23 protein-coding genes and 1 other RNA gene are annotated in these 23,747 nt (G+C 67.1%); 15 read left to right on the top strand and 9 right to left on the bottom strand.

The features are described from left to right. The first annotated feature begins 33 nt into the window (after window positions 1–33). Window positions 34–3,828 (top strand): AsmA family protein, encoded by a 3,795-nt coding sequence (locus K32_RS15010; protein ID WP_244669525.1) that lies wholly within the window; start codon window positions 34–36, stop codon window positions 3,826–3,828. Here K32_RS15010 and K32_RS15005 read toward each other — a convergent pair. From K32_RS15005 to ssrA, 5 genes are all read right to left on the bottom strand, one after another. Then, window positions 3,815–4,066, bottom strand: coding sequence for a ribbon-helix-helix domain-containing protein (locus K32_RS15005; RefSeq protein ID WP_201400296.1), 252 nt, complete (start codon window positions 4,064–4,066; stop codon window positions 3,815–3,817). The genes K32_RS15010 and K32_RS15005 overlap by 14 nt on opposite strands. Then, window positions 4,063–4,263 carry a DUF4169 family protein gene (locus K32_RS15000; RefSeq protein ID WP_201400295.1) on the bottom strand — a complete coding sequence of 67 codons (201 nt, stop codon included), beginning with the start codon at window positions 4,261–4,263 and terminating at the stop codon, window positions 4,063–4,065. The genes K32_RS15005 and K32_RS15000 overlap by 4 nt, the downstream gene beginning before the upstream one ends. A 196-nt stretch (window positions 4,264–4,459) precedes the next feature. Further along, a complete protein-coding gene (fumC, locus tag K32_RS14995) occupies window positions 4,460–5,851 on the bottom strand; it encodes a class II fumarate hydratase (protein ID WP_201400294.1) in 1,392 nt (463 codons plus the stop codon). Between the two features lie 57 nt (window positions 5,852–5,908). Beyond that, window positions 5,909–6,427 carry an SspB family protein gene (locus tag K32_RS14990; RefSeq protein WP_201400293.1) on the bottom strand — a complete coding sequence of 173 codons (519 nt, stop codon included), beginning with the start codon at window positions 6,425–6,427 and terminating at the stop codon, window positions 5,909–5,911. 282 nt (window positions 6,428–6,709) lie between these two features. After that, window positions 6,710–7,066, bottom strand: a transfer-messenger RNA (tmRNA) gene (gene ssrA, locus K32_RS14985). A gap of 306 nt (window positions 7,067–7,372) precedes the next feature. On the opposite strand from ssrA, the gene K32_RS14980 reads away from it, so the two are divergent. Continuing rightward, the gene (locus K32_RS14980) at window positions 7,373–8,578 is read left to right on the top strand and encodes a multidrug effflux MFS transporter (RefSeq protein WP_201400292.1); all 1,206 of its coding nucleotides are present in this window, start codon (window positions 7,373–7,375) and stop codon (window positions 8,576–8,578) included. Between the two features lie 3 nt (window positions 8,579–8,581). Here K32_RS14980 and K32_RS14975 read toward each other — a convergent pair whose 3' ends face one another. After that, entirely contained in the window at window positions 8,582–9,172 is a 591-nt protein-coding gene (locus tag K32_RS14975; protein ID WP_201400291.1) for a hypothetical protein, read from the bottom strand. A 150-nt stretch (window positions 9,173–9,322) separates the two neighbouring features. On the opposite strand from K32_RS14975, the gene K32_RS14970 reads away from it, so the two are divergent. The 9 genes from K32_RS14970 (at window position 9,323) to K32_RS14930 (ending at window position 16,890) form a co-directional block, all read left to right on the top strand. Next, a complete protein-coding gene (locus tag K32_RS14970) occupies window positions 9,323–10,117 on the top strand; it encodes a thymidylate synthase (RefSeq protein WP_201400290.1) in 795 nt (264 codons plus the stop codon). Between the two features lie 88 nt (window positions 10,118–10,205). Next, window positions 10,206–11,225, top strand: coding sequence for a DUF4424 domain-containing protein (locus tag K32_RS14965; protein ID WP_244669524.1), 1,020 nt, complete (start codon window positions 10,206–10,208; stop codon window positions 11,223–11,225). A 12-nt stretch (window positions 11,226–11,237) separates the two neighbouring features. Then, the gene (locus tag K32_RS14960) at window positions 11,238–11,753 is read left to right on the top strand and encodes a GNAT family N-acetyltransferase (RefSeq protein ID WP_201400289.1); all 516 of its coding nucleotides are present in this window, start codon (window positions 11,238–11,240) and stop codon (window positions 11,751–11,753) included. A gap of 36 nt (window positions 11,754–11,789) precedes the next feature. Next, on the top strand, window positions 11,790–12,359 hold the full coding sequence (locus K32_RS14955) for a TIGR00645 family protein (RefSeq protein WP_201400288.1): 570 nt from the start codon (window positions 11,790–11,792) through the stop codon (window positions 12,357–12,359). After that, entirely contained in the window at window positions 12,356–12,859 is a 504-nt protein-coding gene (locus K32_RS14950; RefSeq protein WP_201400287.1) for a dihydrofolate reductase, read from the top strand. The genes K32_RS14955 and K32_RS14950 overlap by 4 nt, the downstream gene beginning before the upstream one ends. Window positions 12,860–13,018: 159 nt before the next feature. Then, entirely contained in the window at window positions 13,019–14,140 is a 1,122-nt protein-coding gene (gene hflK, locus K32_RS14945; protein ID WP_201400286.1) for an FtsH protease activity modulator HflK, read from the top strand. Beyond that, a complete protein-coding gene (gene hflC / locus K32_RS14940; RefSeq protein ID WP_201404508.1) occupies window positions 14,140–15,135 on the top strand; it encodes a protease modulator HflC in 996 nt (331 codons plus the stop codon). The genes hflK and hflC overlap by 1 nt, the downstream gene beginning before the upstream one ends. Then, window positions 15,132–15,317, top strand: coding sequence for a DUF2065 domain-containing protein (locus tag K32_RS14935; protein ID WP_201400285.1), 186 nt, complete (start codon window positions 15,132–15,134; stop codon window positions 15,315–15,317). Before hflC ends, K32_RS14935 begins: the two co-directional genes overlap by 4 nt. Before the next feature lie 85 nt (window positions 15,318–15,402). After that, complete coding sequence (locus K32_RS14930) at window positions 15,403–16,890, top strand: DegQ family serine endoprotease (RefSeq protein WP_201400284.1); 1,488 nt, start codon at window positions 15,403–15,405, stop codon at window positions 16,888–16,890. A 477-nt stretch (window positions 16,891–17,367) separates the two neighbouring features. On the opposite strand, the gene K32_RS14925 is transcribed toward K32_RS14930, so the two are convergent. Beyond that, window positions 17,368–17,919: a GNAT family N-acetyltransferase gene (locus tag K32_RS14925; protein ID WP_201400283.1), complete on the bottom strand. Its 552-nt coding sequence runs from the start codon at window positions 17,917–17,919 to the stop codon at window positions 17,368–17,370. After that, complete coding sequence (gene serB / locus K32_RS14920; RefSeq protein WP_201400282.1) at window positions 17,916–18,827, bottom strand: phosphoserine phosphatase SerB; 912 nt, start codon at window positions 18,825–18,827, stop codon at window positions 17,916–17,918. The genes K32_RS14925 and serB overlap by 4 nt, the downstream gene beginning before the upstream one ends. A gap of 22 nt (window positions 18,828–18,849) precedes the next feature. On the opposite strand from serB, the gene miaA reads away from it, so the two are divergent. After that, window positions 18,850–19,761 carry a tRNA (adenosine(37)-N6)-dimethylallyltransferase MiaA gene (miaA, locus tag K32_RS14915; protein ID WP_201400281.1) on the top strand — a complete coding sequence of 304 codons (912 nt, stop codon included), beginning with the start codon at window positions 18,850–18,852 and terminating at the stop codon, window positions 19,759–19,761. Here the strand turns inward: miaA and adhP are convergent. Continuing rightward, a complete protein-coding gene (gene adhP / locus K32_RS14910) occupies window positions 19,742–20,770 on the bottom strand; it encodes an alcohol dehydrogenase AdhP (RefSeq protein WP_201400280.1) in 1,029 nt (342 codons plus the stop codon). The two genes, miaA and adhP, sit on opposite strands and share 20 nt — an antisense overlap. 188 nt (window positions 20,771–20,958) lie before the next feature. Here adhP and K32_RS14905 point away from each other — a divergent pair, with 188 nt between their 5' ends. From K32_RS14905 to K32_RS14895, 3 genes are all read left to right on the top strand, one after another. Beyond that, window positions 20,959–21,801: a S9 family peptidase gene (locus K32_RS14905; RefSeq protein WP_201400279.1), complete on the top strand. Its 843-nt coding sequence runs from the start codon at window positions 20,959–20,961 to the stop codon at window positions 21,799–21,801. Between the two features lie 109 nt (window positions 21,802–21,910). Continuing rightward, a complete protein-coding gene (locus K32_RS14900; RefSeq protein ID WP_201400278.1) occupies window positions 21,911–22,534 on the top strand; it encodes a hypothetical protein in 624 nt (207 codons plus the stop codon). 131 nt (window positions 22,535–22,665) lie between these two features. Then, on the top strand, window positions 22,666–23,619 hold the full coding sequence (locus tag K32_RS14895; RefSeq protein ID WP_201400277.1) for a helix-turn-helix transcriptional regulator: 954 nt from the start codon (window positions 22,666–22,668) through the stop codon (window positions 23,617–23,619). Window positions 23,620–23,747 lie beyond the last annotated feature (128 nt).

The following is a 23,747-nucleotide window of genomic DNA, read 5'->3' as shown; positions in this document are numbered from 1 at the left end:
GGCATCATCATCGCCGTGCTGTTCTCGGCGCTGGTGATCCCTTGGTTCGTCGACTGGAACGCCTTTCGCTCGACCTTCGAGCGGGAGGCGGAGAAGATCCTCGGCCAGCCGGTCACCGTCGCCGGCACCGCCAACGCGTCGCTCCTGCCGATGCCGTCGCTCGTCTTCACCGACGTGCGGGTCGGCGGCACGCCCGACAAGCCGATGATGAAGGTCGACCGGTTCGCCGTCCGGATCGAACTGATCCCCCTGATTTCGGGCACGTTCAAGGTCGTCGACATGGCGATCACCCGGCCGCGCCTGCAGGTCACCGTCGCCGCCGACGGCACGCCCGACTGGCTCCGCCGCTCCGAGGCCTCGAAGGCCCTCAATCCCGACGCCGTGACGCTGGAAAAGGTCGATGTCTCCGACGGCTCGATCGATTATCGCGACGAGCGCACGGGCCGGTCGCTGTCGCTGACCGGCATCAACGCCGCCGTCGACGCGCGCTCGCTGACGGGTCCCTGGAAGATCGAGGGAGGCCTGGTCGCCGAGGGCGTGCCGACGACGTTCCGCGTCGCCACCGGCCGCCGTGATGCGGACGGTTCGATCCGGGTCAAGGTCGAGGCCAATCCGGCCACCGTCCCGGTCGCCTTCTCGGCCGAAGGGCCGCTCAAGCGCGACGACAATGGCCTGAACTGGTCGGGGGGCTTCTCGCTGCTGCATGTCGCCGACGATGACGGCGGGCGGAAGAAGACGCCGAGCTGGCGCGCCTCCGGCAGCTTCGATCTGCGGCCGGAGCAGTTGCGGCTGCCGGCGATCACCCTGTCGCAGGGGCCCGAGGACCGGCCCTATAGCCTGACGGGCGCCGCCACGGTCGATCTCGGCAAGGCGATGCGCTTCGACGCGACGCTGAAGGCGCGGCAGCTGGATCTCGATCGCTCCATCGGCAAGGGGCCGAACGAGCCCGCCAATGTCGACATGGCCTCGAAGGCGGTCGTCTCGGCGCTCTCGGACCTGCCGGTCCCGTCGATCCCCGGCCGCATCGGCTTCGATATCCCGGGCATCGTCATCGGCGGCTCGGTGATCCAGAATCTCCGCTTCGACGCGGTCACCGCGCAGGCCGGCTGGAAGATCGAGGAACTCGGCGCCGACCTGCCCGGACGCACGCGTCTCGCCGCCGACGGCATCGTCACGACGTCGCCCGAGGCGAGCTTCGACGGCGCGGTGCGGCTGATCTCGGAGCAGCCGTCGATCTTCGCGGCCTGGTGGCGCAGCGGCAAGATGGCGTCCCGGCCGCAGCTGCAGCCCTTCGACATGTCGGGCCAGCTGCATCTGGCGCCCGGCGCGATCCAGGTCACGGGCATGGCGGCGCGCATGCGCGATTCCAGCGTTCGCGGCAGCCTCGGCTGGCAGGAGGCCAGCGGCGACGGCCGCCGCAATCTCTCCGTCGAGCTCAAGGCCAACCGGCTCGATTTCGACCAGCTGACCTCGCTCGGCGAATTGTTCGTCGGCCAGAGCCTCAGCGATACCGACAGCATCGCCGACGGCTTCCAGGTCAAGATCTCGACCGGCGAGCTCGAGGTCGGCGACATGCTGCTGGAGCAGGTCACCGCCGATGGCAGCTTCGCCAATGGCGTGCTGGAGGCTAACCGTCTTTCGATCGGCAACCTCGCCGGCGCGGCGATCACGGCGAGCGGCCGCGTCGCCGACATGAAGGGCGCCCCGAGCGGCCAGATCTCTGCCTCGATCGAGGCTTCCGACCTGACCGGCACCGCGGCGCTCGTCGAGCGCCTGCTGCCAGGTTCCGCCGTTTCGCGCTGGTTCAAGGAGACGGCGCCGCTGCTTGGCCCCACCAAGCTCGCGACCGTGATCAATGCCCGCGCCAGCGATAACATCACCCATGCCAATTTGACGCTGAACGGCACTGCCGGCGGCACGGCGATCGATGCCGCGCTCGGCTTCGTCGGCACGCCGGCCGGCTGGCGCGAGGGCAATCTGAAGCTCTCCGCGGCGGTCGAGAACCCGGATGCCGGCCTGTTGATCCGCCAGCTCGGCTACAGCGCCCTGCCGCTCGACCCGCCGGGCAAGGCGCGGCTGACGATCGAGGGCGACGGCACGCTCGCCGAGGGCGCGGCGGCGACCATCAAGGGCGATTTCGCCGGCCTTGCCTATGCGACGGACGGCAAGATCGGCGTCGACGCGGCCGGATTGCCGACCTTCGAGGGCACGGTGACGGCGCATGGACCGGACGCCACCGCGGCGCTGGCCCTGGCCGGCCTGTCGCTGCCCGGCATCCAGGAGGCGCTGCCGCTCGAGGCGACGACCTCGCTCGATGTGAAGGACGGCGTCGCGACGCTCTTCTTCCGCGATGCGCGGCTCGGCGACGTCCAGGCCAGCGGATCCATCGATTTCGGCCGCGAGGCGAGCCGCTGGCGGCTCAAGGGCGATGTCGCCGTCGACGAGGCGGATCTGACGCGCGCCACCTCGCTGGCGCTCGGCCTGCCGCAGGACCTGCTCGCCAGCACAGAGACCCCCTGGTCGAAGACGACCTTCGGGCGACCGGTTCTCGACGGTTTCGACGCGGCGTTCCGGATCTCCGCCGACCGGCTTCTGGTCTCCGATGGAGTCACGGTCTCGAATGCCGCGCTGGAGACGAGCTTCTCCGGCGAGCGCACCGAACTGCGCCTGACGCATGGCGATTTCGCCGGCGGCAAGGCTACCGGCTCGCTGTCCATCGTCAATCCCGAGGGCGATGCCTCGATCTCGGGGCAGGTTTCGGTGACCGGGGCGGCGCTCTCTGATCTGGTCTGGCAGCGCGACGGTCGCTCGGTCGCCGACGGCACGCTCGATATCTCCGCTCAGTTCGAAGGCACGGGACGCTCGGCCGCGGGCGTCGTCTCGTCGCTTTCCGGCGGCGGCTCGCTCCGCGTCGGCGCCGGGTCGGCGCGCTTCGTCAATCCGGAGGCCTTCGGCGCCGTCATCCGCGCCTCGAACGCCGGGCGCGAGATCGGCGAGGCGGAGTTGCGCAAGCTGTTCGCCGGCTATCTGGACGCCGGCACGCTGGCGTTCGACCATATCGAGGGCGCGTTCTCGATCGCGGCCGGTACCATCCGGGCGCAGAATCTGGGAGTGACCAGCCCCAGCGCGACGATGGTCGGCGGCGCCACCATCGATTTGAATGCCGAGACGCTCGACAGCCAGTGGACCCTGACGATCGATCCCGGCGAGGATCGGGTGAGCGGCGCCATACCGCAGGTCGGCCTCGTCTTCTCCGGTCCGCTCGCCGAGCCGACGCGCCGGATCGACGTCGCGCCGCTGGCCGGCTTCCTGTCGGTCCGCGCCTTCGAGCGCGAGGTCGAGCGGATCGAGAAGTTGCAGGCGGAAATCGTCGAGAAGGAAAAGCTGAGCCGGCTGGTCCGCGTCGCCCGCGAGGACGACGAGCGCCGTGCCGAGGCGGCGCGGAAGGCCGAGGCGGACAAGGCGGCCGAAGCGGCCGCGAAGGCGGAGCGGGAAGCGGCGGAGCGCGCTGCCAAGGAAGCGGCGGACAAGGCGGCTGCCGACAAGGCCGCCGCGGAGGCCGCTGCCGCGAAGAAAGCCGAAGCCGCGAAGAAGGCCGAGGCGCTGCGCCTGCAGAAGGAAGAGCAGGCCCGCAAGGCCGCCGAGGCGGCCGCGAAGCGGCAGCTCGACTTCTCCGACGGCATCGAGACGCTTCTGAAGGGCATCGACGAGCCGGCGCCGCGGCCTCAGGCCCGGCCGCAGCCGCCCTTGCAGCTGCAGATGCCGTCGCAGGGGAACGATCCCGGCGCGCCGATGGTGCTGGTGCCGCCGGCCTCTATTCCGAATTGACGGAGCGGGGGGCCTCCGTGCCGTCCGGATGGAGCTTGGCCTGATACCAGGCGAGGACCGCCAGCCGGATGGCCGAGGACAGGTTGGTCTCGGCCTGGCGTTCGCCGTCGATGGCCGCGATCAGGCCGGCGAGGCTCTGGCCGCGCGAGGCCGCGATGGTCCGGAGCGCCTGCCAGAACGGTTCTTCGATCGAGATGGACGTCTGATGGCCGGCGATCGAGACCGAGCGCTTCTTCATGCGACGGTCGGATCCTTGCCGTCGTCCCGCTGGTGGTCGTCGAGATGACGGCGGGCCTTCTCGGCCGCAATCCGGTCCAGCGCCCTCTCGGCCCGGTTCCGGCCGAACCGCACGCGGTTTTCCTCGGCCGTCGCGGCCTTCTCTTGCCGGACCTTTTCCTTGCGGAAGCGGTTCAGGTTGATGATTTCTGCGGTCATGTCGGTCCTCCTTGGAAGCCGATCCCGACTTTCGCCGCGCAGGGCGGCGGCGTTTCGACGGTGCCGGCGCAGTCCGAAGGATCGATCGCGCCGCCCCTGACCGTCGGGGGCGCGGACGCATATCGTCCTCCATGCCCTATCAGTGCGCATGGAGGACGAATTGTCCAGCTCCGTAATGTAACGGAGGTGAGCCGCCTCAGTTGGGGTGGATCATGTCCTCGGGGCGCACGACCGCGTCGAACTCGGCATCCGTCACATAGCCGCCGCCGACGGCTTCCTCGCGCAAAGTCGTACCGTTCTTGTGCGCGGTCTTGGCGATCTTGGCGGCGTTGTCGTAGCCGATCTTCGGCGCCAGCGCGGTCACCAGCATCAGCGAGCGCTCGACGCCCGACTGAATGTTGTCGAGGCGCGGCTCGATGCCGACGACGCAATTATCGGTGAAGGAGACCGCCGCGTCGGCGAGGATCCGCACCGACTGCAGGAAGTTGTAGGCCATCACCGGATTGTAGACGTTGAGCTCGAAATGGCCCTGGCTGCCGGCGAAGGTGAGGGCGGCCTGGTTGCCGAACACCTGCACGCAGACCTGGGTCAGCGCCTCGCACTGGGTCGGGTTGACCTTGCCCGGCATGATCGACGAGCCCGGCTCGTTCTCCGGCAGCGACAGCTCGCCGAGGCCGGCGCGCGGGCCGGAGCCGAGCAGGCGGATGTCGTTGGCGATCTTGAACAGCGACGCCGCGACCGTGTTGATCGCGCCGTGCGAGAACACCATGGCGTCATGCGCCGCGAGCGCCTCGAACTTGTTCGGCGCCGAGGTGAAGGGGAGGCCGGTGATCTCGGCGATCGCGGCTGCGACATCCTCGGCGAAGCCGATCGGCGCGTTCAGGCCGGTGCCGACGGCGGTGCCGCCCTGGGCGAGCTGCATCAGGTCCGGCAGCGTCATCTCGATGCGCTTGATGCCGTTCTCGACCTGCTGGGCGTAGCCCGAGAATTCCTGGCCGAGCGTCAGCGGCGTGGCGTCCTGGGTGTGCGTGCGGCCGATCTTGACGATTGCCGCCCAGTCCTTGGCCTTGGCGTCGAGGGCCGCGTGCAGGTGCTTCAGCGCCGGCAGCAGGCGGTGGATGATCTCCTCGGCCGAGGCGATGTGCATCGCCGTCGGATAGGTGTCGTTCGACGACTGGCTCATGTTGACGTGGTCGTTCGGATGGACGGGCTTCTTGGAGCCCATCACGCCGCCCAGCATCTCGATGGCGCGGTTGGAGACCACCTCGTTGGCGTTCATGTTCGACTGCGTGCCCGAGCCGGTCTGCCAGACGACGAGCGGGAAATGGTCGTCGAGCTTGCCGTCGATGACTTCCTGCGCGGCGGCGACGATCGCCTTCGAGATCTCCGGGTCGAGGCGGCCGAGCTTGGCGTTCACTTCCGCCGCGGCGCGCTTGATGACGCCGAGCGCCCGCACGATCGGCAGCGGCTGCTTCTCGAGACCGATCTTGAAATTGCCGAGCGAACGCTGCGCCTGGGCGCCCCAGTAGCGGTCGCTGGCCACTTCGATCGGGCCAAAAGTATCCGTTTCGATACGGGTCGTCGTCATAGTCAGCCTTTCCCAGCCGCTGGCGCGGCCTCGTTCAGTGAGCAGTCGGGGAGGGGATTAGCTCTTCTTGCGAAACGCGTCGAGCCGCACGACTTCGGCGGCCGGCTTTTCGCTCGGCTCGGCGGGAGCTTCTTCCGTCTCGGCCGGCGCGTCGAGGACGATCGGCGAGGTCTCGACATCCTCCATCTCCGCGCCGGTCTCCAGCGCGTCCTCGTCGGCCGGCGCGGTCTCGAACTGCAGGCCGAACTGCACCGACGGATCGACGAAGGACTTCAGCGCCGTGAACGGGATCAGCAGCCGCTCCGGCACGCCCTTGAAGGAGAGGCCGATCTCGAAGGCGTGCTCCGTCACCGAGAGGTCCCAGTACTGGTGCTGGATGATGATGGTCATCTCTTCGGGATAGTCGGTCATCAGCCGCGTCGAGACGCGGACGCCGGGCGCCCGGGTTTCAAACGTGATGTAGAAATGATGGTCACCCGGCAGGCCCGTCTTGGCCACTTCGGCCAGCACCTTGCGAACGACGCCCCGAAGCGCGTCCTGGGCCAGAATGTCGTAGCGGATCAGATCTTCGGCCATGAACGGCGACTACCCAGAATCAATGCGGACGGGGTCGAGACAGGCACCCGGTGCGGCAAAACCGCGGACCCGCGCTAAAAACGGCTCCCTGACGAGCCTTGTCGTCGAAAACTCGATCTCCGGCCCCGAGAAGTCAAGCGCGCGCGCGGATGGTTCTTGGAAAAGGTGAACGCCGACACTCTTTCGCGAAGATTGGGGTCCCGACGCGACAGGAAACATCGTCCGCGGCCGGGCTGTCATGCCGGCGTCACGGGCTGGGATCGTAATGTCGGAAGGAAGGGAAGTGGAGGCTTCTGTTGCCAGGTGCCTCCGGACCCCGCCTACACGGTGCTACCCGTAAGGACTTTTATTTCGGTACCGGCACTGCTTACGCAGCGACAGCAACCGGAGCATAGTTGTCGTTTGCAACTACAGATTTGGTCCGATAACGGCGGTACCATGCCGAGCGAAAGAACACCCTTTACGCCCTCGTCGATCCTATTTCGCCCCCGCCGAAAACCATCCCTTGGGATGGGCTTGGGTGGAGGCGCCGGGTACCGCCCCCGGGTCCGATGGGTTTATTTCGATGACAGTTTATCGCCATAGCCGGCTTGCGCCGGCACCCGACATATAGGCGATCGAAACCGCCGTGAAAAGGGTTGTGGACCGGATCCGGCGGCCTTCGGCCGAGATGCGCACCGATACTGTCGCGCGATCGGCGCCAGGGCGCGGGGAGGGCGCGCGGAGGAGGGCAGAAGAACGCCGCCATCGCCTGCCGGGGCGGCGGAGGTGACGTTAACGACAATGTGGGTTGACGGACGAGCGTTTGTTGACCATTAGTGTGCCAACCATTACAAAATTCTCGCGGCGCTGTGGCCGCGTTGGTGTCCAAATCAATCGCTGATCTTGATCCTGCGTGGCATTGCCGTTCCGCAGAGGCCGGGTCGTCGCTTTCAGGTGTCTCACATGTCCTCCTCCATCCTGCGCTATGCCGTCATACTCGGCCTTTTGAGCGCGATCGGTCCGTTCGCGATCGACATGTACCTGCCGGCGCTCCCGGCGATCGGCCAGGATCTCGGCGCGACGACCGGCGCCGTGCAGATGAGCCTGATGGCCTTCTTCATCTCGGTCGGCCTCGGCCAGCTGATCTACGGACCCGTCGCCGACATGGTCGGCCGCAAGCCGCCGCTCTATTTCGGCCTTGCCCTGTTCGCGCTCGGCAGCATCGGCTGCGCGCTGGCGCCGACGGTCGAGATCCTGATCGCCTTCCGCTTCGTCCAGGGCCTCGGCGCCTGCGCCGGCATGGTCGTGCCGCGGGCGGTCGTGCGCGACCTGCATACCGGCAACGACGCCGCGCGGCTGATGTCGCTCCTGATGCTCGTCTTCAGCATCTCGCCGATCCTGGCGCCGCTCGCCGGCAGCGCCGTGACCGCGATCGCCTCCTGGCGCGCGATCTTCTGGATCGTCATGGTGGCGGCGATCCTCGGCATCGCCCTGCTGGCGCTGGCGCTGGACGAGACGCGGCCGGCTGAGCAGCGGGTCGAAAGCGGCGTCGGAAGCGCGCTCGCCGGCTATTGGCTGCTCCTGCGCGACCGCCACTTCCTCGGCCTCGTCTTCATCGGCGCCTTCGGCATCTCCAGCTTCTTCGCCTATCTGGCCAACTCGTCCTTCGTGCTGATCGAGCACTATGGCCTGACGCCGACGCAGTACAGCCTCGCCTTCTCGATCAACGCGGTGTCGTTCTTCGGCTTCTCGCAGCTGAACGGCCGGCTCGGCGGCATGTTCGGCCTGAAGCGGGTAATGCGCGTCGCGGTTACCGGCTTCGCCATCTCGGTCGTCGTCCTGTTCCTGCTGATGGCGTCTGGTATCGACGGGCTCGCCGTCCTGATCGGCGTCCTCTTCGTCGCCAACGGCTTCCTCGGCCTCGTCATTCCGACGTCGGCGGTGCTTGCCCTCGACGAGCATGGCGAGATCGCCGGCACCGCCTCGGCGCTGATGGGAACGCTGCAGATGGTGACGGGCGCCGTCGTCATGGCGGTCGTCGGCCTCTTCCTCGACGGCACGGCGCTGCCGATGGTCGCCGGCATCGCCGCCTGCGGCGTGATCGCCTTCACGCTGGCGCAAGTGACGCTCGGCCGCCGCGGCCGTGCCGTCACCGCGCCGGCGGAATAGGGGCTACTGCAGCGTCGAGAAGGCGCGCAGGATCCAGAAGGTCTGGAAGCCGAGGGCCAGGATCGCGATCGTGAGGTGGAAGCGCTTGTCGCTCACGAACATCGCCACGATCGCGACCGTCGCGTAGACGATGTTGCGGATCGGATAGATGATGCCGAAGGATTGGAAGTGGGCGCTGCCCTTGATCGCGGTGTCGACCAGGTCGACCAGGAATATGACCGCGATCAGGCCGTAGAACCATTTCCGCCGCGACATGAAATAGTCGGCGTATCCTGAGTATTCCGCCAGGCTGTCGGGAAACAGGATGGCGCAGAGGACGAAGTAGAGGCTCGCATAGAAGATGATGAAGATATAGAGCTCGAACGTCCAGAGGTGGACCGAGGTCAGGTAGAACTCGAACCACCAGAAATGCACGACGCACAGGAAGGCGAAGGCCACCCACAGAAGGTGGGTGATGAAGACCGGGTTGCGGAGCGGATGCTGCGCAAACCGGGCCAGCCCGCTCAGCAGGCGCGACACGCTGAGACCCAGGATAATGCCGATGATGACCCGCACATGCAGGTAGACGTCGGGATTGGCAATGGTCTGCGACATGCCCAATTCCTCAAGCCGGGGGCGGGCAGGGCTCGCGCGGCCTAGCCGAACCCCAATTGAACGCAGAGCCGCGCTTTGTGCAATCGGTGGAGTCGCGATCCGGGCTCGCCGCTGTATGATCGCGGAAACATCGAATCTGTTGGACGATCCATGCGCCAGTATCTCGACCTCATGCAGCATGTCCTGGACAAGGGCGTCCGGAAGGAAGACCGCACCGGCACCGGCACGCTCTCCGTGTTCGGCTACCAGATGCGTTTCGATCTCGCCGATGGCTTTCCGCTGGTGACGACCAAGAAGGCGCATCTGAAGTCGATCATCCACGAGCTGCTCTGGTTCATCGCCGGCGAGACCAACATCCGCTACCTGAAGGAAAACGGCGTTTCGATCTGGGACGAGTGGGCGGACGAGAATGGTGACCTCGGCCCCGTCTATGGCGCGCAGTGGCGCTCCTGGCCGGCGCCGGACGGCGGCACCATCGACCAGCTCGCCAACGTCATCGAGATGATCCGCACCAAGCCGGATTCGCGCCGGCTGATCGTTTCCGCCTGGAACCCGGCCGAAGTGGACGACATGGCGCTTCCGCCCTGCCACAGCCTGTTCCAGTTCTACGTCGCCGAGGGGCGGCTTTCCTGCCAGCTCTACCAGCGCTCGGCCGACATCTTCCTCGGCGTGCCGTTCAACATCGCCTCCTATGCGCTGCTGACGATGATGGTGGCGCAGGTGACGGGCCTGAAGCCGGGCGATTTCGTCCATACCTTCGGCGACGCTCATCTCTATTCCAACCATCTCGAGCAGGCGGAGCTACAGCTTTCGCGCGCGCCAAAACCGCTGCCGACGATGAAGCTCAACCCGGCCATCCAGCGGATCGAGGATTTCCGCTTCGAGGATTTCGAGCTCGTCGGCTACGATCCCCATCCGGCAATCAAGGCGCCGATCGCCGTGTGACCGCGCTTCGCGATGGGCGGGCCGCTCGACCGAAGGGGCGGCGACCTGCTAGATCGGGCCTGATCATGACCGTCTGGAGGTTTCGTCCATGCGTGCCGTTGAGACCCGCCTCGCCAGCCTTTGCCTTGCCCTGATGCTCGCCGCGTCCCTCGCCGCGCCGGCGAGGGCGAACGACTCGACCGCGGCGCTCGCCGCCGGCGGCCTCGTCTATGTCCTGACCGAGGACATCGAGATGCAGTCGGAAGACCTCTTCCTCTCGCTCGACGAGGTCCGCGTCCGCTACACCTTCGAGAACCACGCCGACCACGACATCACGACGCTCGTCGCCTTCCCGATGCCGGACATCCAAGGCAGCATCGATTTCATGGTGTCGATTCCGGTCGACGACCCCGTGAACTTCCTCGGCTTCAAGACGCTGGTCGACGGCAAACCGATCGAGACGAAGGTGCAGCAGCGCGCCTCGGCGCTCGGCATCGACCAGACGGCGCTGCTTGAAAAGCTCGGCGTGCCGCTGGCGCTGCATCTCGACACGACGCGCACCGCGCTCGATGCGCTGCCGCAGGCGGACAAGGACAATCTGGTCCAGCTCGGCCTCGCCGCGATCGACGAATACGACAATGACGGCAAGGGGATGGTGAAGCATCTTGCGCCGAGCTGGCTGCTGTCGACCGTCTTCTACCGCGAACAGACCTTTCCAGCCGGCAAACAGCTCATCGTCGAACACAGCTACAAGCCGAGCCTCGGCCAGAGCGCTGACGTCTCCTTTGTCGCGCCCGAGGCGCAGTCGGAGCCGTGGTTCGAGCCCTACCGGCAGAAATACTGCATGGACGACGCCTTCCTGAAGGCGGCGCGGGCCGGCCTCACCTCGGACGGGAGCAATACGCTGTTCGAGAACCGCATCGCCTATGTCCTGCGCACCGGCAGCAACTGGGCCGGGCCGATCGCCAAGTTCCGCCTCGTCGTCGACAAGGGCGCGCCGAAAAACCTTGTCTCCTTCTGCGCCGAGGGCGTGAAGAAGATCGGCCCGACGCAGTTCGAGGTGGTGAAGACCGATTTCGATCCGCAGCAGGATCTCGACATCATGATCCTTTCGCCGCGCGAACCCTGACAAGGAACCAACATGGCCCTGACCCTTCGCCCCGCCCGTCCGGGCGACGCGCCGCTGGTGCTCGAATTCATCCAGTCGCTGGCCGAATACGAGCGGCTGGCACATGAGGTCGAGACGGACGCCGCGGCGCTGGACGTCGCCCTGTTCGGGCCGGCGCCGCGCGTGTTCTGCTCGATCGCCGAATGGGAGGGCGAGCCGGCCGGCTTCGCGCTCTGGTTCTACACCTTCTCGACCTTCCAGGGCCGCCACGGCATCTATCTCGAGGATCTGTTCGTGAAGCCCGACTACCGGGGCTACGGCATCGGCAAGGCGCTTCTCGCGAGCCTGGCGGAGCGTTGCGTCGCCGAGGGGCTCGGGCGCTACGAATGGTCGGTGCTCGACTGGAACGCGCCGTCGATCGCCTTCTACGAGGCGCAGGGCGCTCGCCGTCTGGTCGAATGGCAGCGTTGCCGGGTCGAGGGCGACGCGCTGATTCGTCTCGGGCGAACGATTCCGGCGGCAGGGAGGGTTGGCGAAGCGGCCTTGTGATCCGTATATGCGGGCATCATCCACGGAGCTTCTCCCTTGAAATCCTTCGAGACCTCGATCGAAAAGCTCATCATGTCGGCCCGCTGGCTGCTGGTGATTTTCTATGGCGGCCTGGGCGCCGCGCTGGTGCTCTACGCAGCCTCCTTCCTGGCGAAGTTCTGGAAAGTCGCCATGAACGTGTTCGTCTATGACGAGTCCGACATGATCCTCGCCATGCTCGGCCTGATCGACGCCGCGCTGGTCGCGAGCCTCGTCGTCATGGTGATGATCTCGTCCTACGAGAACTATGTCAGCCGCTTCGACAATGCCTCCCATGACCTCTCCTGGCTGGGCAAGCTCGATTCCGGCAGCCTGAAGATCAAGGTGGCCTCCTCGATCGTCGCGATCTCGTCGATCCACCTGCTGCAGGTGTTCCTGAACGCCAACGAGTACAGCAACGACAAGATCATGTGGTCGACGATCCTGCACATGACCTTCGTCCTCTCCGCGCTGCTGCTCGCAACCGTCGACCGCATCTCGGCCGGCGGCAAGGCGAAGGACGAGCCCGCCAAGAAGGCCAAGGACGTCGCGTCACCCAAGGGAGCGGCGCTGCCGCAGCCGGAATGACGGCGCGGCTTTCGATCATCGCCGCGGTGGCCGAGAACGGCGTCATCGGCCGCGACGGCGACATGCCGTGGAAGCTCTCGACCGATCTCAAGCGCTTCAAGGCGATCACCACCGGCAAGCCGGTGCTGATGGGCCGCAAGACCTTCGTCTCGATCGGCCGGCCGCTGCCGAACCGCCTCAACATCGTCGTCACTCGCGATCCGGCCTTCGCGGCCGACGGCGTGACCGTCGTTCCCGAGCTCGACGCGGCGCTCGCGGCGGCGGGCGCGGCGGAGGAATTGATGGTGATCGGTGGCGGCGAGATCTATCGCGCCTTCTTCGACCGGGCCGACCGGCTCTACATCACCCATGTGGCGGCGACGCCGGAAGGCGATACGCTGTTCCCGCCGATCGATCCGGGGATCTGGGGGACGGTTTCCTCGGAGGCGGTTCCCGCGGGTGCCGCCGACACAGCGGCGACGCGATTTGTTATCTATGAGCGCCGAAAAACGGCCGTGTGATCGTGGATAAACGACGCAGTCGCGTTGAAAGCCCTGCGCCGACACACCACTTCCAGCCTCGCTGAGGCCCTGCAAAAGGCCGCATATCCGGGGCTTCTCTTGCTTCGATGGGCGGGGGCAGGTACGCCTTGCCTATTGATCGACAACTAAGGAGCGAAGATGCCCTGGAGCAACCAGACGGGCGGCGGATGGAAAGGCAGCAACAACGGCGGACCTTGGGGTCAGGGCCCGCGCGGCAATGGTCCCAATCCGCCGGATCTTGAGGAACTCCTTCGTCGCAGCCAGGACAAGCTCAAACAGGTTCTGCCTGGCGGCTCCGGCGGCGGCTTCAACCCTGTCTTGTTCATCGCCATACTGGCGGTGGTCGTGGCGTTCCTGGGCTATAATTTCTTCACGTTCCGCGTCGAGCCCGACGAGCAGGGGGTCGTGCTCCGCTTCGGCCAGTATCAGCGCAGCGCTCCGCCGGGCCTGAATTTCCGCCTGCCTTACCCGATCGAGGCCGTCTACACGCCGCAGGTCACGCGCGTGAACCGGACGACGGTCGGCACGGTCCAGGATGACCGGAACACCGGTTCGAACGGCCGCGACGTGCCGCAGGAGAGCCTGATGCTGACGGGCGACGAGAACATCGTCGACGTCGATTTCTCGGTCTTCTGGGTCATCAACGACGCCAGCAAGTACCTGTTCAACGTGCAGAATCCCGAAGGCACGGTGAAGGCGACGGCCGAAAGCGCCATGCGCGAGATCATCGGTCGTTCGGACATCCAGCGCGTGCTGACGGAAGAGCGCCTGGGCATCCAGACCGCCGTGCAGGAACTGATGCAGAACAAGCTCGACCAGTATGGCGCCGGCATCCAGATCACGCAGGTCCAGCTCTTGAACGTCGGCCCGCCGTCCGAGGTCATCGACGCGTTCCGCGACGTGCAGGCCGCCGAGCAGGACCAGGACCGCGTCCAGAACGAGGCCCAGACCTACGCCAACCGGGTCATCCCCGGCGCGCGCGGTCAGGCGTCGCAGATCGAGGAAGCGGCCAACGCCTATCGCGACCAGATCGTCGCCGAGGCGAAGGGTCAGGCCGATCGTTTCACGAAGGTCTACGAATCGTACAAGGAAGCGCCTGCCGTCACCCGTGAGCGCATCTATCTCGATACGCTTTCCGGTGTCTTCGCCGACATGGACAAGATCATCGTCGACGAAAAGGGAGGTGGAGTGGTGCCGTATATGCCGTTGCCTGCCTTGCAGGGCGCGCCCGCAGCCGCCAAGCAGGGAGGCTCGCAGTGATGGGTCGCATTTTCGGCGGGCTCGGCCTCGTCATCGTCATCATCGTCGCCATCGTTGCCTATTCGGGCCTGTTCATCGTCAACCAGACCCAGCAGGCGCTGGTTCTGCGCTTCGGTAATCCGGTCCGCGTCGCGACGGAGCCCGGCATCTACGCCAAGATCCCGCTGATCGATAATGTCGTGATGCTGGACAAGCGGCTGCTCGACATCGACTCGCCGCCGATCGAGGTCATTGCGCGCGATCGCAAGCGCCTCGTGATGGATGCGTTCGGACGCTACAAGATCGTCGATCCGCTGCTGTTCTATCAGGCTGCCGGTTCGGTCCAGGTTGCGGAATCCCGGCTCGCCGTGATCCTCAATTCGGCGATCCGCGGCGCCGCCGGCCAGATGGATTTCAGCAGCATCGTCCGCGAGGGCCGTGCCCGGCTGATGCAGCAGATCACCGAGCAGGTGCAGCGTGAAGGCAAGCGCCTCGGCGTCGACGTCGTCGACGTCCGCATTCGCCGCGCCGATCTGCCGCCGGAGAACAGCCAGGCCGTCTACCAGCGCATGCAGACGGAGCGTCAGCGCGAAGCGACTGAAATCCGTGCGCAGGGCGAGCAGGCGGCCCGGACGATCCGCGCGCAGGCCGACAGGCAGGCGACGGTCATCGTGGCTGAGGCCAACCAGCGCGCCGACGAGATCAAGGGTGACGGCGACGCGCAGCGTAACCGCATCTTTGCGACGGCGTTCGAGCAGGATCCTGATTTCTTCTCGTTCTATCGCTCGATGCAGGCCTATCAGGACGGCATGAAGAGCGACACGACGCGCATGGTGATCTCGCCGTCGTCGCCGTTCTTCCGCTACCTGACCGACCCGAGCGGCAACGCGCTGGCGGTTCCGGAGCGGGCGACGCCCGGCACGCCGGCCCCGCCGAAGGCCGCGACGCCGGCTCCGCCGAAGGCCGTGACGCCGGCCCCGGCGGCAACTGAACCGGCGCCCGCCGCGACGCCGTGACGGACTTCGTCACCGCGCTGGGACTCGTCCTCGTCATCGAGGGCGTGTTCTACGCGGTGGCGCCCACGGTTGCGAAAACCCTGATGCGGCAAGGAATTGCCGCATCAGATTCCATGCTGCGAGGATGCGGGCTGATTGTGCTCGCGATCGGCGTTGCGGTGGTTTGGCTGGCGCGCTCCTGACCCTCGGCGGCGGCGCGCTTCGCGCTAGATGTATCGAAGTCGCGGTCGTGTCATGCTGGACGGCGACGCCAGAGGAGAGATGCAGATGGCCGCGGCCAACAAGAAGACCTATCGCCTGTGCCTCGCGGCCGCCCTCGGGGCGCTGCTGAGTACCGCGACGCCCGCCTTTGTTCCGCCTGCCATGGCGCAGGGCCCGGAATCGGTCGCCGACCTCGCCGCCGGCCTCGTCGATTCGGTGGTCAACATCTCGACGTCGCAGACGATCGAGGGATCGCGCGGCGTTCCCACGCCGCAGGCGCCCGAAGGGTCGCCCTTCCAGGAATTCTTCGACGAGTTCTTCAACAAGCAGAAGGACGGCACGGACAATTCGCCGCCGCGCAAGGTGCAGTCGCTCGGCTCCGGCTTCGTCATCGACGCCTCCGGCATCATCGTCACCAACAACCACGTCATCGAAGGCGCCGACGAGATCGTCGCCAATTTCAATGACGGCTCGAAGCTGACGGCGACGCTGCTCGGTCGCGACGAGAAGACCGACATCGCCGTGCTGCAGGTCAAGCCGACCGCCGCCAAGCCGCTCAAGGCGCTGAAGTTCGGCTCGTCGGATGCGATGCGCGTCGGCGACTGGGTGATGGCGATCGGCAATCCGTTCGGCCTCGGCGGCACCGTGACCGTCGGCATCGTCTCGGCCCGCAACCGCGACATCAATTCCGGCCCCTACGACAATTTCATCCAGACCGACGCCGCCATCAATCGCGGCAATTCCGGCGGCCCGCTCTTCAACATGAAGGGCGAGATCATCGGCATCAACACGGCGATCATCTCGCCCTCGGGCGGCTCGATCGGCATCGGCTTCGCCATCCCCTCGGACGCTGCCGTGCATGTCGTGCAGCAGCTGCGCGAATTCGGCGAGACCCGCCGCGGCCTGCTCGGCGTGCGCATCCAGCAGGTGACGGACGAAATCGCCGAGAGCCTCGGCATGCCCGCCGCGCGCGGCGCGCTGGTAGCCGGCGTCACCGAGAAGGGACCGGCGGCGGAAGCCGGCATCCAGCCGGGCGACGTCATCCTGTCCTTCGACGGCCGGCCGGTCACCGAGATGCGCGATCTGCCCCGCCTCGTCGCGGACGCGAACATCGACAAGCTCGTCGACGTCGTCGTGATCCGCAAGGGCAAGGAAATGACCCTCAAGGTGAAGGTCGGACGCCTGACCGAGGCCGCCGAGAAGGCCGAGGACAAGCAGGCGCCGGCTCCCGTGGAGCCGCCGAAGCCGGTCGTCACCGAACTGCTCGGGCTGACGCTGTCGGAGCTGACGCCGGAACTGCGCGCGCAGTTCTCGATCGCGCCCGAGGTGAAGGGCGTCGTGATCACGGCGATCGACGCGGGCAGCGCCGCCGCGGAGAAGGGCGTTGCGATCGGCGAGGTCGTCGTCGAGGTGTCGCAGGAGCCCGTAGCGCTGCCGGCCGAGGTGACGACGCGCATCGAGGCGCTGAAGAAGGACGGCCGCCGCTCGGCGCTGTTCCTTATCGCCAACAAGGCGGGCGAACTACGCTTCGTCCCGCTGAAGCTCGACGAGTAGAGGGCCTTCATCTCTCCCTGAGGGGAGAGGTCGACGGCCGCAGGCCGGCGGGGTGGCGCCATCTCGGCGCCGCCTCTTGCACCCCTTTGAGCTTTCCAGGCCGATTGACCGGCTCCGCCATCATCCTGAGGTGCTTCGCGTGAGCGAAGCCTCGAAGGAGGATCCAGCGGAGCATTCTGGTGTGCAGGCGAGGTCAGAGCCGTTCTCTGGACCCTCCTTCGAGGCCCGGCTTCGCCGGGCACCTCAGGATGATGGTCGAGTTCCGGGAATGGAACCTGGGAGATCGACGAGCAGCGCCTTACCCTGCTTCGCGAGATGCCGGCGAGAGTCTCTGCGGCTGGCAAGCAAGACCCTCACCCAACCCTCTCCCGCAAGCGGGTGAGGGCTTTGGGCCGGTGTGGCTGAACCGTGGACACCGAGTGCAGTGGGGCTCCCTCTACCGCTTGCGGGAGAGGGTTGGGGTGAGGGGCTTCTGGCCTACCGCCCCTCGAACGCTTCCCGCTTCAGCCGGTAGAGCACATGCGGGCGCAGCGGATGGCCTTCCGCAATGCCCGGATGGTCGAAATCGTCGGCCGGATTCCTCGTCATGCCGAGGCGCTGCATCAGTCCGGCCGAGCGCGTGTTGAGCTTGGCCGTGAAGGAGACGATCTCCGGAAAATCGTGCTCGGCGAAAGCCGCCGCGAGCACCGCTTCCGCCGCCTCGCGCGCATAGCCCATGCGCCAGAACGGCCGGGCGAGGCGCCAGCCGATCTCGACCGACGGGGCGAAAGGCGCTTCCGGAAACACGTCGAACAGACCCGTCATGCCGACAAAGGCCCCGGTCGAGCGTTCTTCCAGCGCATAATTGCCATAGCCGCGCGCGTCCCAATGCGCCTCGATCCGATCGACGAGCGCATCCGACTCCGCCCGGCTCAGCACGTGTGGAAAGAATTCCATCACTTCCGCATCGGCGCACATCGCGGCGAAGGGCGCGCGGTCGGCGTCCTGCCAGCGGCGAAGGCGGAGGCGGGACGTCTCGATCGGCTTCATGCGGCGAAGTCGCTCCGGCGATAGCCCTGGGCGAAGAGCAGGGCGGTCAGATCGTTGTGGTCGACCCGGGCAGCGGCCTCGGCGGCGACCTTCGGCTTCGCATGATACGCGATGCCGAGGCCGGCGGCGCGGATCATTGCAAGATCATTGGCGCCGTCGCCGACGGCCAATGTCTCGATCTTCGAAAGGGAGAGGCGTCGGGCGAGATCCATCAGCGCCGAGAGCTTGGCTTCCTGGCCGAGGATCGGCTCCTCGACCGTGCCGGTCAAAACGCCGTCGGCGTGGTTCAGGATGTTGGCGCGGTTCTCGTCGAAGCCGATCTGGGCGGCGACCGGGCCGGTGAACAGCGTGAAGCCGCCCGAGACCAGCGCGGTATAGGCGCCGTTCGCCTTCATGGTGCGGATCAGTTCCGGCCCGCCCGGCATCAGCTTGATGCGCTCCGCGAGCACCGTATCGACGACGGAGAGCGGCAGGCCCTTCAGCAGGCCGACCCGCTCGCGCAGCGCCGGCTCGAAGGCGATCTCGCCGCGCATGGCGCGCTCGGTGATTTCGGCGACATAGGGCTTCAGCCCGGCCATGTCGGCGAGCTCGTCGATGCATTCCTGGCCGATCATGGTCGAATCCATGTCGGCGATCAGCAGCTTCTTTCGCCGTCCGGCGATCGGCTGCGCCACGACGTCGACCGGGCGGCCGTCGATCATCTCGAGAAGATCGTCGCGAATAACGTTGAGACCGTTCTCGCCGGCGGGCAGCGCCACGTCGCAGGCCTCGCCATCGGCGAGCCAGTCGGGCCGGCCGGCGCCGGGCAAGTCGGCGGCCTCATCCACCACCTCCGAAAGCGATGCCGCGTGTTCCGGCCGTGCTATGAACGTGGCGACATATTCGAACGGAGCGGTATCGGACGGCATGGGGAACCTGAATTCAGCGAAAATGGGACCTGCCGTCCTGATAGCCGGGCCGACCGCGAGCGGCAAGTCGGCGCTAGCGCTGGAGCTGGCGCGCCGGCACGGCGGCGTCGTCATCAATGCCGATTCGATGCAGGTCTATCGCGAGCTGCGCATCCTCTCCGCCCGCCCGGATCCGGACGAGGAGGTGCAGGCGCCGCACCGTCTCTACGGCCATGTCGCGGCAGCCGAGCGCTATTCGGTGGCCCGCTGGCGCGAAGATGCGAAGGCGGCACTGGAAGCCGCATGGCGAGACGGCCAGCTGCCGATCGTGATCGGCGGCACCGGGCTCTATTTCAAGGCGCTGACCGAGGGGCTCTCTTCGATCCCCCCGATCCCGGCCGAGCATCGCGCGCGCGTTGAGGCGCGGGCCGACGCCGAGGGCGTGCCGGCCCTGCACGCCGCGCTGCAAAAGCTCGATCCGGAAAGCGCCGAGCGGCTGGCGCCGCTCGATCGCACGCGGGTGCTGCGCGCGCTGGAAGTCGTCGAGGCGACCGGGCGCTCGATCGGGGAATGGCAGAGGGAGACGGGCGCGCCGCCGCTGGTCGACGCAGCATCGGTACGCCGGATCGTGCTCGAGCCGGAAAGGGCGGTGCTCTACGAGCGCATCGGCCGGCGTTTCGACGGCATGGTGGAGCGCGGCGGAATCGCCGAGGCGGAGGCGCTGATCGCGCTCGGTCTCAATCCGGCGCTGCCGGCGATGAAGGCGATCGGCATTCGCGAGTTCGGCGCCCATCTCGCCGGCGAGCTTGCGCTCGACGAGGCGATCGAGCGCGCCAAGATGGAGACACGCCGCTATGCCAAGCGGCAGGGCACCTGGTTCCGCAACCAGATGGCGGATTGGGAGCGCCACGCACCCGGCGCGGCGCTCCCGGAGATCAGCTTGCGATCTGCATGACGACGCGGCCTTCGATCTTGCCGGCGCGCATCTCGTCGAAGATGGCATTGATGTTGTCGAGCTTGTCCCAGCTGTAGTGCGGCGTGACCAGGCCATCGGCCGCGAACTCCAGCGATTCCGCCAGATCCTGCCGTGTGCCGACGATCGAGCCGCGAATGGTGATGCGGTTCAGCACGACGTCGAAGATCGGCGTCGGGAAATCGCCGGGCGGCAGGCCGACCAGAGCCAACGTGCCACGGCGGCGGACCATGCCGAGCGCCTGCGCGAAGGCGGGGCGGGAGACGGCGGTGACGAGCACGCCGTGCGCGCCACCATCGGTCGCCTTGCGGATCGCGGCGGTCGGGTCGCCTTCCGAGGCGTTGACTGTCACCTCAGCGCCGAGTTCGCGGGCGAGCTTCAGCTTGTCCTCGCTGATATCGACGGCGGCGACGTGCAGGCCCATGGCCTTGGCATATTGCACGGCCATGTGGCCGAGGCCGCCGATGCCGGAGATCACCACCCACTGGCCGGGCTTCGCCTCGGTTTCCTTGAGGCCCTTGTAGACCGTGACGCCGGCGCACATGACGGGCGCGGCGGCGCCGAAATCGAGCTTCTTCGGGATGTGGCCGATATAGTTCGGGTCGGCCAGCACATAGTCGGCATAGCCGCCATTGACGGAATAGCCGGTGTTCTGCTGCTCGTTGCAGAGCGTCTCCCAGCCGGAGAAGCAGTGCTCGCAATGGCCGCAGGCCGTGTAGAGCCACGGCACCCCGACGCGGTCGCCTTCCTTGACACCCTTGACGTCGCGGCCGACGGCGGTGACGAAGCCCGAGCCCTCATGGCCGGGGATGAAGGGCGGCGTCGGCTTCACCGGCCAGTCGCCCTCGGCGGCGTGCAGGTCGGTATGGCAGACGCCGCAGGCCTCGACCTTCACCAGGATCCGGTCGTGCCGCATTTCGGGGATGGGAACTTCCTCGATCGTCAGCGGCTTGCCGAATTCCCGGACAACGGCGGCTTTCATCGTCTTCATCGCGACCTCCTTGATGGGCGTATCGATAGGACATCCTGAGTGTATGGTTGGGAGCGAATAAAACCAAATAGTTGTAGCCCGCCCATGATCTCGATCAATTGCCATTGTCGTGACAGACCGTTGACCGCGCAGGGAAGGCGGGATTTGCTGGCGGTCGTCCATGGGAACCCGCAAGGAATGATCTCATCATGCGCCTGCTGCCCGCCTCGCTCGCCTTCATCACCCTCCTGTCGCTGCCCGCGCTCGCCGCGGCCGGAGAGAGCGTAGTGACGCTCGAGGGCGGGATCGCCGCCACGCTCAACCTGCCGGAGGGCGCCACTAGCGCCCCGGCGGTCCTGATGCTGCACGGCTTCGGCTCGTCGCGCGACGAGGTCGGCGGCATGTATGCCCGCGAGGCGGCGGCGCTCGCCAAGGAGGGCATCGCCTCGCTCCGCATCGATTTCCAGGGCTTCGGCAAGAGCGACGGCGACACGGGCGCGACGACGATCGATGGCCAACTCGCCGACGCCAAGGTCGCGGCCGATTTTCTCGCCAAGCAGGCCGGCATCGATCCGAAGCGGCTCGGCGTGCTCGGCTTCTCGCTCGGCGGCGGCGTTGCCACGCTGCTCGCCGCCGACGAGCCCGAGCGCTTCAAGACGCTGGTCACCTGGTCCTCGGTCGGTGATTTTTCCAAGGATATGAAGGGTTCGATCGGCGCCAAGGCGATCGCCACCGCCGAGACGGAGGGCGTCGTCGGCCTCGATCTCGGCTGGCGCACCATCGTGCTGAAGAAGGGCTTCTTCGACAGCCTCGAGACGCATAAGATCGACAAGGCGATCGCGAGCTATCCGGGAGCCTATCTCGCCATCGCCGGCGCGAAGGATTTTTCCGCCGCCTATCCGGAAGGTTTTGCCAAGCTCGCCAAGGGCTCGTCGAAGGAAGTCTGGATCGTGCCGGAGGGCGACCACATCTATGGCAGCCTGGGCGCCGACCAGACGATGGCCGACAGCGTGATCGCGAAGACGGCGGCGTGGTTCAGGAAGACGCTTTGAGGGCAGGCGCGACGCCTCCGTACCGGCCGGGCTGAAGCGCCAGTCACCACCGCCCTCGACGCGCCACGCCGGCTGGGCGGGAGTGCGTCGCATGCGCGGACGGCTCGTCATGGCTGCCTTGGCCACCTCCATGGCCCTCTGGATGGCAACGGCTTCGGCCGCGCCGGACGGACTGCCGCGCCTCTATCTCGAAGATTTTCGTCTCGGCAATGCGCCGGAAGCCGAGCGCGTGCCCGGCTGGCGGCGGCTCGATGCCGAGCGCGCGGACGCCGACGCGCTTTCGGGATGCCGGGCGCTCGGCTTTGACTGCAGCGACGATCCGGATCCGGAACGGGCGGCGGAACGCTTCCTGAAGCCCGAGATCGTCGCCGGCCCCTATCGCGGCACCGCGCGGATCGCTCTGCAGCGCGGCGCCAGCTACTACGCCAAGTTCGACGCGCCGCCGGGCTTCAGCATCTGCCGGGCCGGCATCGATCTCGTCGACGGTTTCATCAGCCGCGGCGCCGTCTTCGCCGGCTCGATCCAGCGCAACGGCCGCGACGGGCTCGGCGTCTATGCGGCCCTGCCGGAGCCCGGCGGCGGCGGAATCGCCTTCCGCCTGTTGATCGCCACCGTGCCGGAGGCCCGCTTCGACCGCGAGGCCTGCTGGCCGGACGGCACCATCGTCTTCCTCTGCGCCGGCCGGGATCGCTGCCGGCCGAGCCGCGCCTATCCGGAAACAGACCTGAGATGATGGTCACACCCTGAACTCTTGACCTTCCAGTCAATCTTTTGGATGAATCCGCGCCTTACCAAGCGGAAGGCGCGGGCGTCGGGGGACCCTTACAGATCGCCGGCCGTGATTGCCAAGGGAACGATCCCAACATGCAGCGCCTCTCGACCCGCCTGGTCCCGGAACGGCATCGGCTCGCCTTCGTGCATGATTTCGTCGCGCGCCACGTCGTCGGCATGGAGTTTCGGCCGGCCGATCCGCAGAGCTTCCATGTCGATCTCGCGGCCCATGCCCTGCCGGATGCGGTCACGCTGGCGCAGGCGCATTATTCGCCGCTCGACGGCAAGCGCTCGCGCGCGCTTATCGGCGACGGCCGCGATGACTACCAGCTGATGATCCATTCGACCGAGCACGAGGTCTCCGTCGACGGCAAGGCCCCGATCACGGTCGCGGCCGGCGACCTGATGATCGTCAGCCAGGCCGTCTGGACCGAATGCCGGCTGCCGGAGACCTGGCTCCGGGTCGTCGCGCTGGAGCGGACGCGGCTTGCCCGCCTGCTGCCGCGCATCGACGCGCGTGGCTGCTACATCATTCCCGCTGCTACGCCGGGGCTGCGGCTCTTCGCCGGCTATGCCGAGCTCCTGCGCCAAAGTCCGCCGGGCGATGCCGAGGCGGCGGCGCTCGCCGCGCGTCATCTCTATGACCTCGTCGCCCATCTTCTCGGCGGCGTCGTCCCCGGCGATACGGCGCGGGCCGGCGGGGGCATCGGCGCGGCGCGGCTGGCGCTGGTCAAGAAGGAGATCCTCGCGCGGCTCACCGATCCCGAACTCGACATCGGCGCGATCGCGCGCCGGCAGGGCGTCACGCCGCGCTACATCCAGCGCCTGTTCGCGGCCGAGGGCGCGAGCTTCACGGAATATCTGCGCGAGAGCCGGCTGCAGCTCGCCATACGCTCGCTGCGCGAGGACCGCACCGGATCGATCGCCGACATCGCGTTCGCCGCCGGCTTCCAGGACCTGTCGCATTTCAACCGCGTCTTCCGCCGCCGTTTCGGCTGCACGCCCTCGGACGTCCGCGCCGAGGCACTTGCCGGCCGGTCCGGCTGATCCGGCCCTCTCCCTTTCGTTTCTGCTTCCTTTCGCTTCGCAAAACGCGCTGTCGGTTCGCACCCGGCCGCATCCGTTCGCCGGCCGCCAAGACGGGGCTTTCGCGCCGGCCTAGACCGGTCGCCTCG

This window comes from Kaistia sp. 32K, assembly GCF_016629525.1.
Lineage (GTDB): Bacteria > Pseudomonadota > Alphaproteobacteria > Rhizobiales > Kaistiaceae > Kaistia.
Note: the sequence above shows the minus strand (reverse complement) of the source record. Positions and strands in the feature narration are given on the sequence as shown.

What these genes read in the sequence shown, in the direction of transcription:
- K32_RS14905 (WP_201400279.1), top strand. Translation starts at nt 20,959, where the DNA reads ATGCGCCTGCTGCCCGCCTCGCTCGCCTTCATCACCCTCCTGTCGCTG.
- fumC (WP_201400294.1), bottom strand. Translation starts at nt 5,851, where the DNA reads ATGACGACGACCCGTATCGAAACGGATACTTTTGGCCCGATCGAAGTG.
- K32_RS14950 (WP_201400287.1), top strand. Translation starts at nt 12,356, where the DNA reads ATGACGGCGCGGCTTTCGATCATCGCCGCGGTGGCCGAGAACGGCGTC.
- serB (WP_201400282.1), bottom strand. Translation starts at nt 18,827, where the DNA reads ATGCCGTCCGATACCGCTCCGTTCGAATATGTCGCCACGTTCATAGCA.
- K32_RS14975 (WP_201400291.1), bottom strand. Translation starts at nt 9,172, where the DNA reads ATGTCGCAGACCATTGCCAATCCCGACGTCTACCTGCATGTGCGGGTC.
- K32_RS15005 (WP_201400296.1), bottom strand. Translation starts at nt 4,066, where the DNA reads ATGAAGAAGCGCTCGGTCTCGATCGCCGGCCATCAGACGTCCATCTCG.
- K32_RS14990 (WP_201400293.1), bottom strand. Translation starts at nt 6,427, where the DNA reads ATGGCCGAAGATCTGATCCGCTACGACATTCTGGCCCAGGACGCGCTT.
- K32_RS14980 (WP_201400292.1), top strand. Translation starts at nt 7,373, where the DNA reads ATGTCCTCCTCCATCCTGCGCTATGCCGTCATACTCGGCCTTTTGAGC.
- adhP (WP_201400280.1), bottom strand. Translation starts at nt 20,770, where the DNA reads ATGAAGACGATGAAAGCCGCCGTTGTCCGGGAATTCGGCAAGCCGCTG.
- K32_RS14930 (WP_201400284.1), top strand. Translation starts at nt 15,403, where the DNA reads ATGGCCGCGGCCAACAAGAAGACCTATCGCCTGTGCCTCGCGGCCGCC.
- K32_RS14900 (WP_201400278.1), top strand. Translation starts at nt 21,911, where the DNA reads ATGGCTGCCTTGGCCACCTCCATGGCCCTCTGGATGGCAACGGCTTCG.
- K32_RS15000 (WP_201400295.1), bottom strand. Translation starts at nt 4,263, where the DNA reads ATGACCGCAGAAATCATCAACCTGAACCGCTTCCGCAAGGAAAAGGTC.
- K32_RS14960 (WP_201400289.1), top strand. Translation starts at nt 11,238, where the DNA reads ATGGCCCTGACCCTTCGCCCCGCCCGTCCGGGCGACGCGCCGCTGGTG.
- K32_RS14965 (WP_244669524.1), top strand. Translation starts at nt 10,206, where the DNA reads ATGCGTGCCGTTGAGACCCGCCTCGCCAGCCTTTGCCTTGCCCTGATG.
- K32_RS14895 (WP_201400277.1), top strand. Translation starts at nt 22,666, where the DNA reads ATGCAGCGCCTCTCGACCCGCCTGGTCCCGGAACGGCATCGGCTCGCC.
- hflK (WP_201400286.1), top strand. Translation starts at nt 13,019, where the DNA reads ATGCCCTGGAGCAACCAGACGGGCGGCGGATGGAAAGGCAGCAACAAC.
- K32_RS14970 (WP_201400290.1), top strand. Translation starts at nt 9,323, where the DNA reads ATGCGCCAGTATCTCGACCTCATGCAGCATGTCCTGGACAAGGGCGTC.
- hflC (WP_201404508.1), top strand. Translation starts at nt 14,140, where the DNA reads ATGGGTCGCATTTTCGGCGGGCTCGGCCTCGTCATCGTCATCATCGTC.
- K32_RS14925 (WP_201400283.1), bottom strand. Translation starts at nt 17,919, where the DNA reads ATGAAGCCGATCGAGACGTCCCGCCTCCGCCTTCGCCGCTGGCAGGAC.
- miaA (WP_201400281.1), top strand. Translation starts at nt 18,850, where the DNA reads ATGGGACCTGCCGTCCTGATAGCCGGGCCGACCGCGAGCGGCAAGTCG.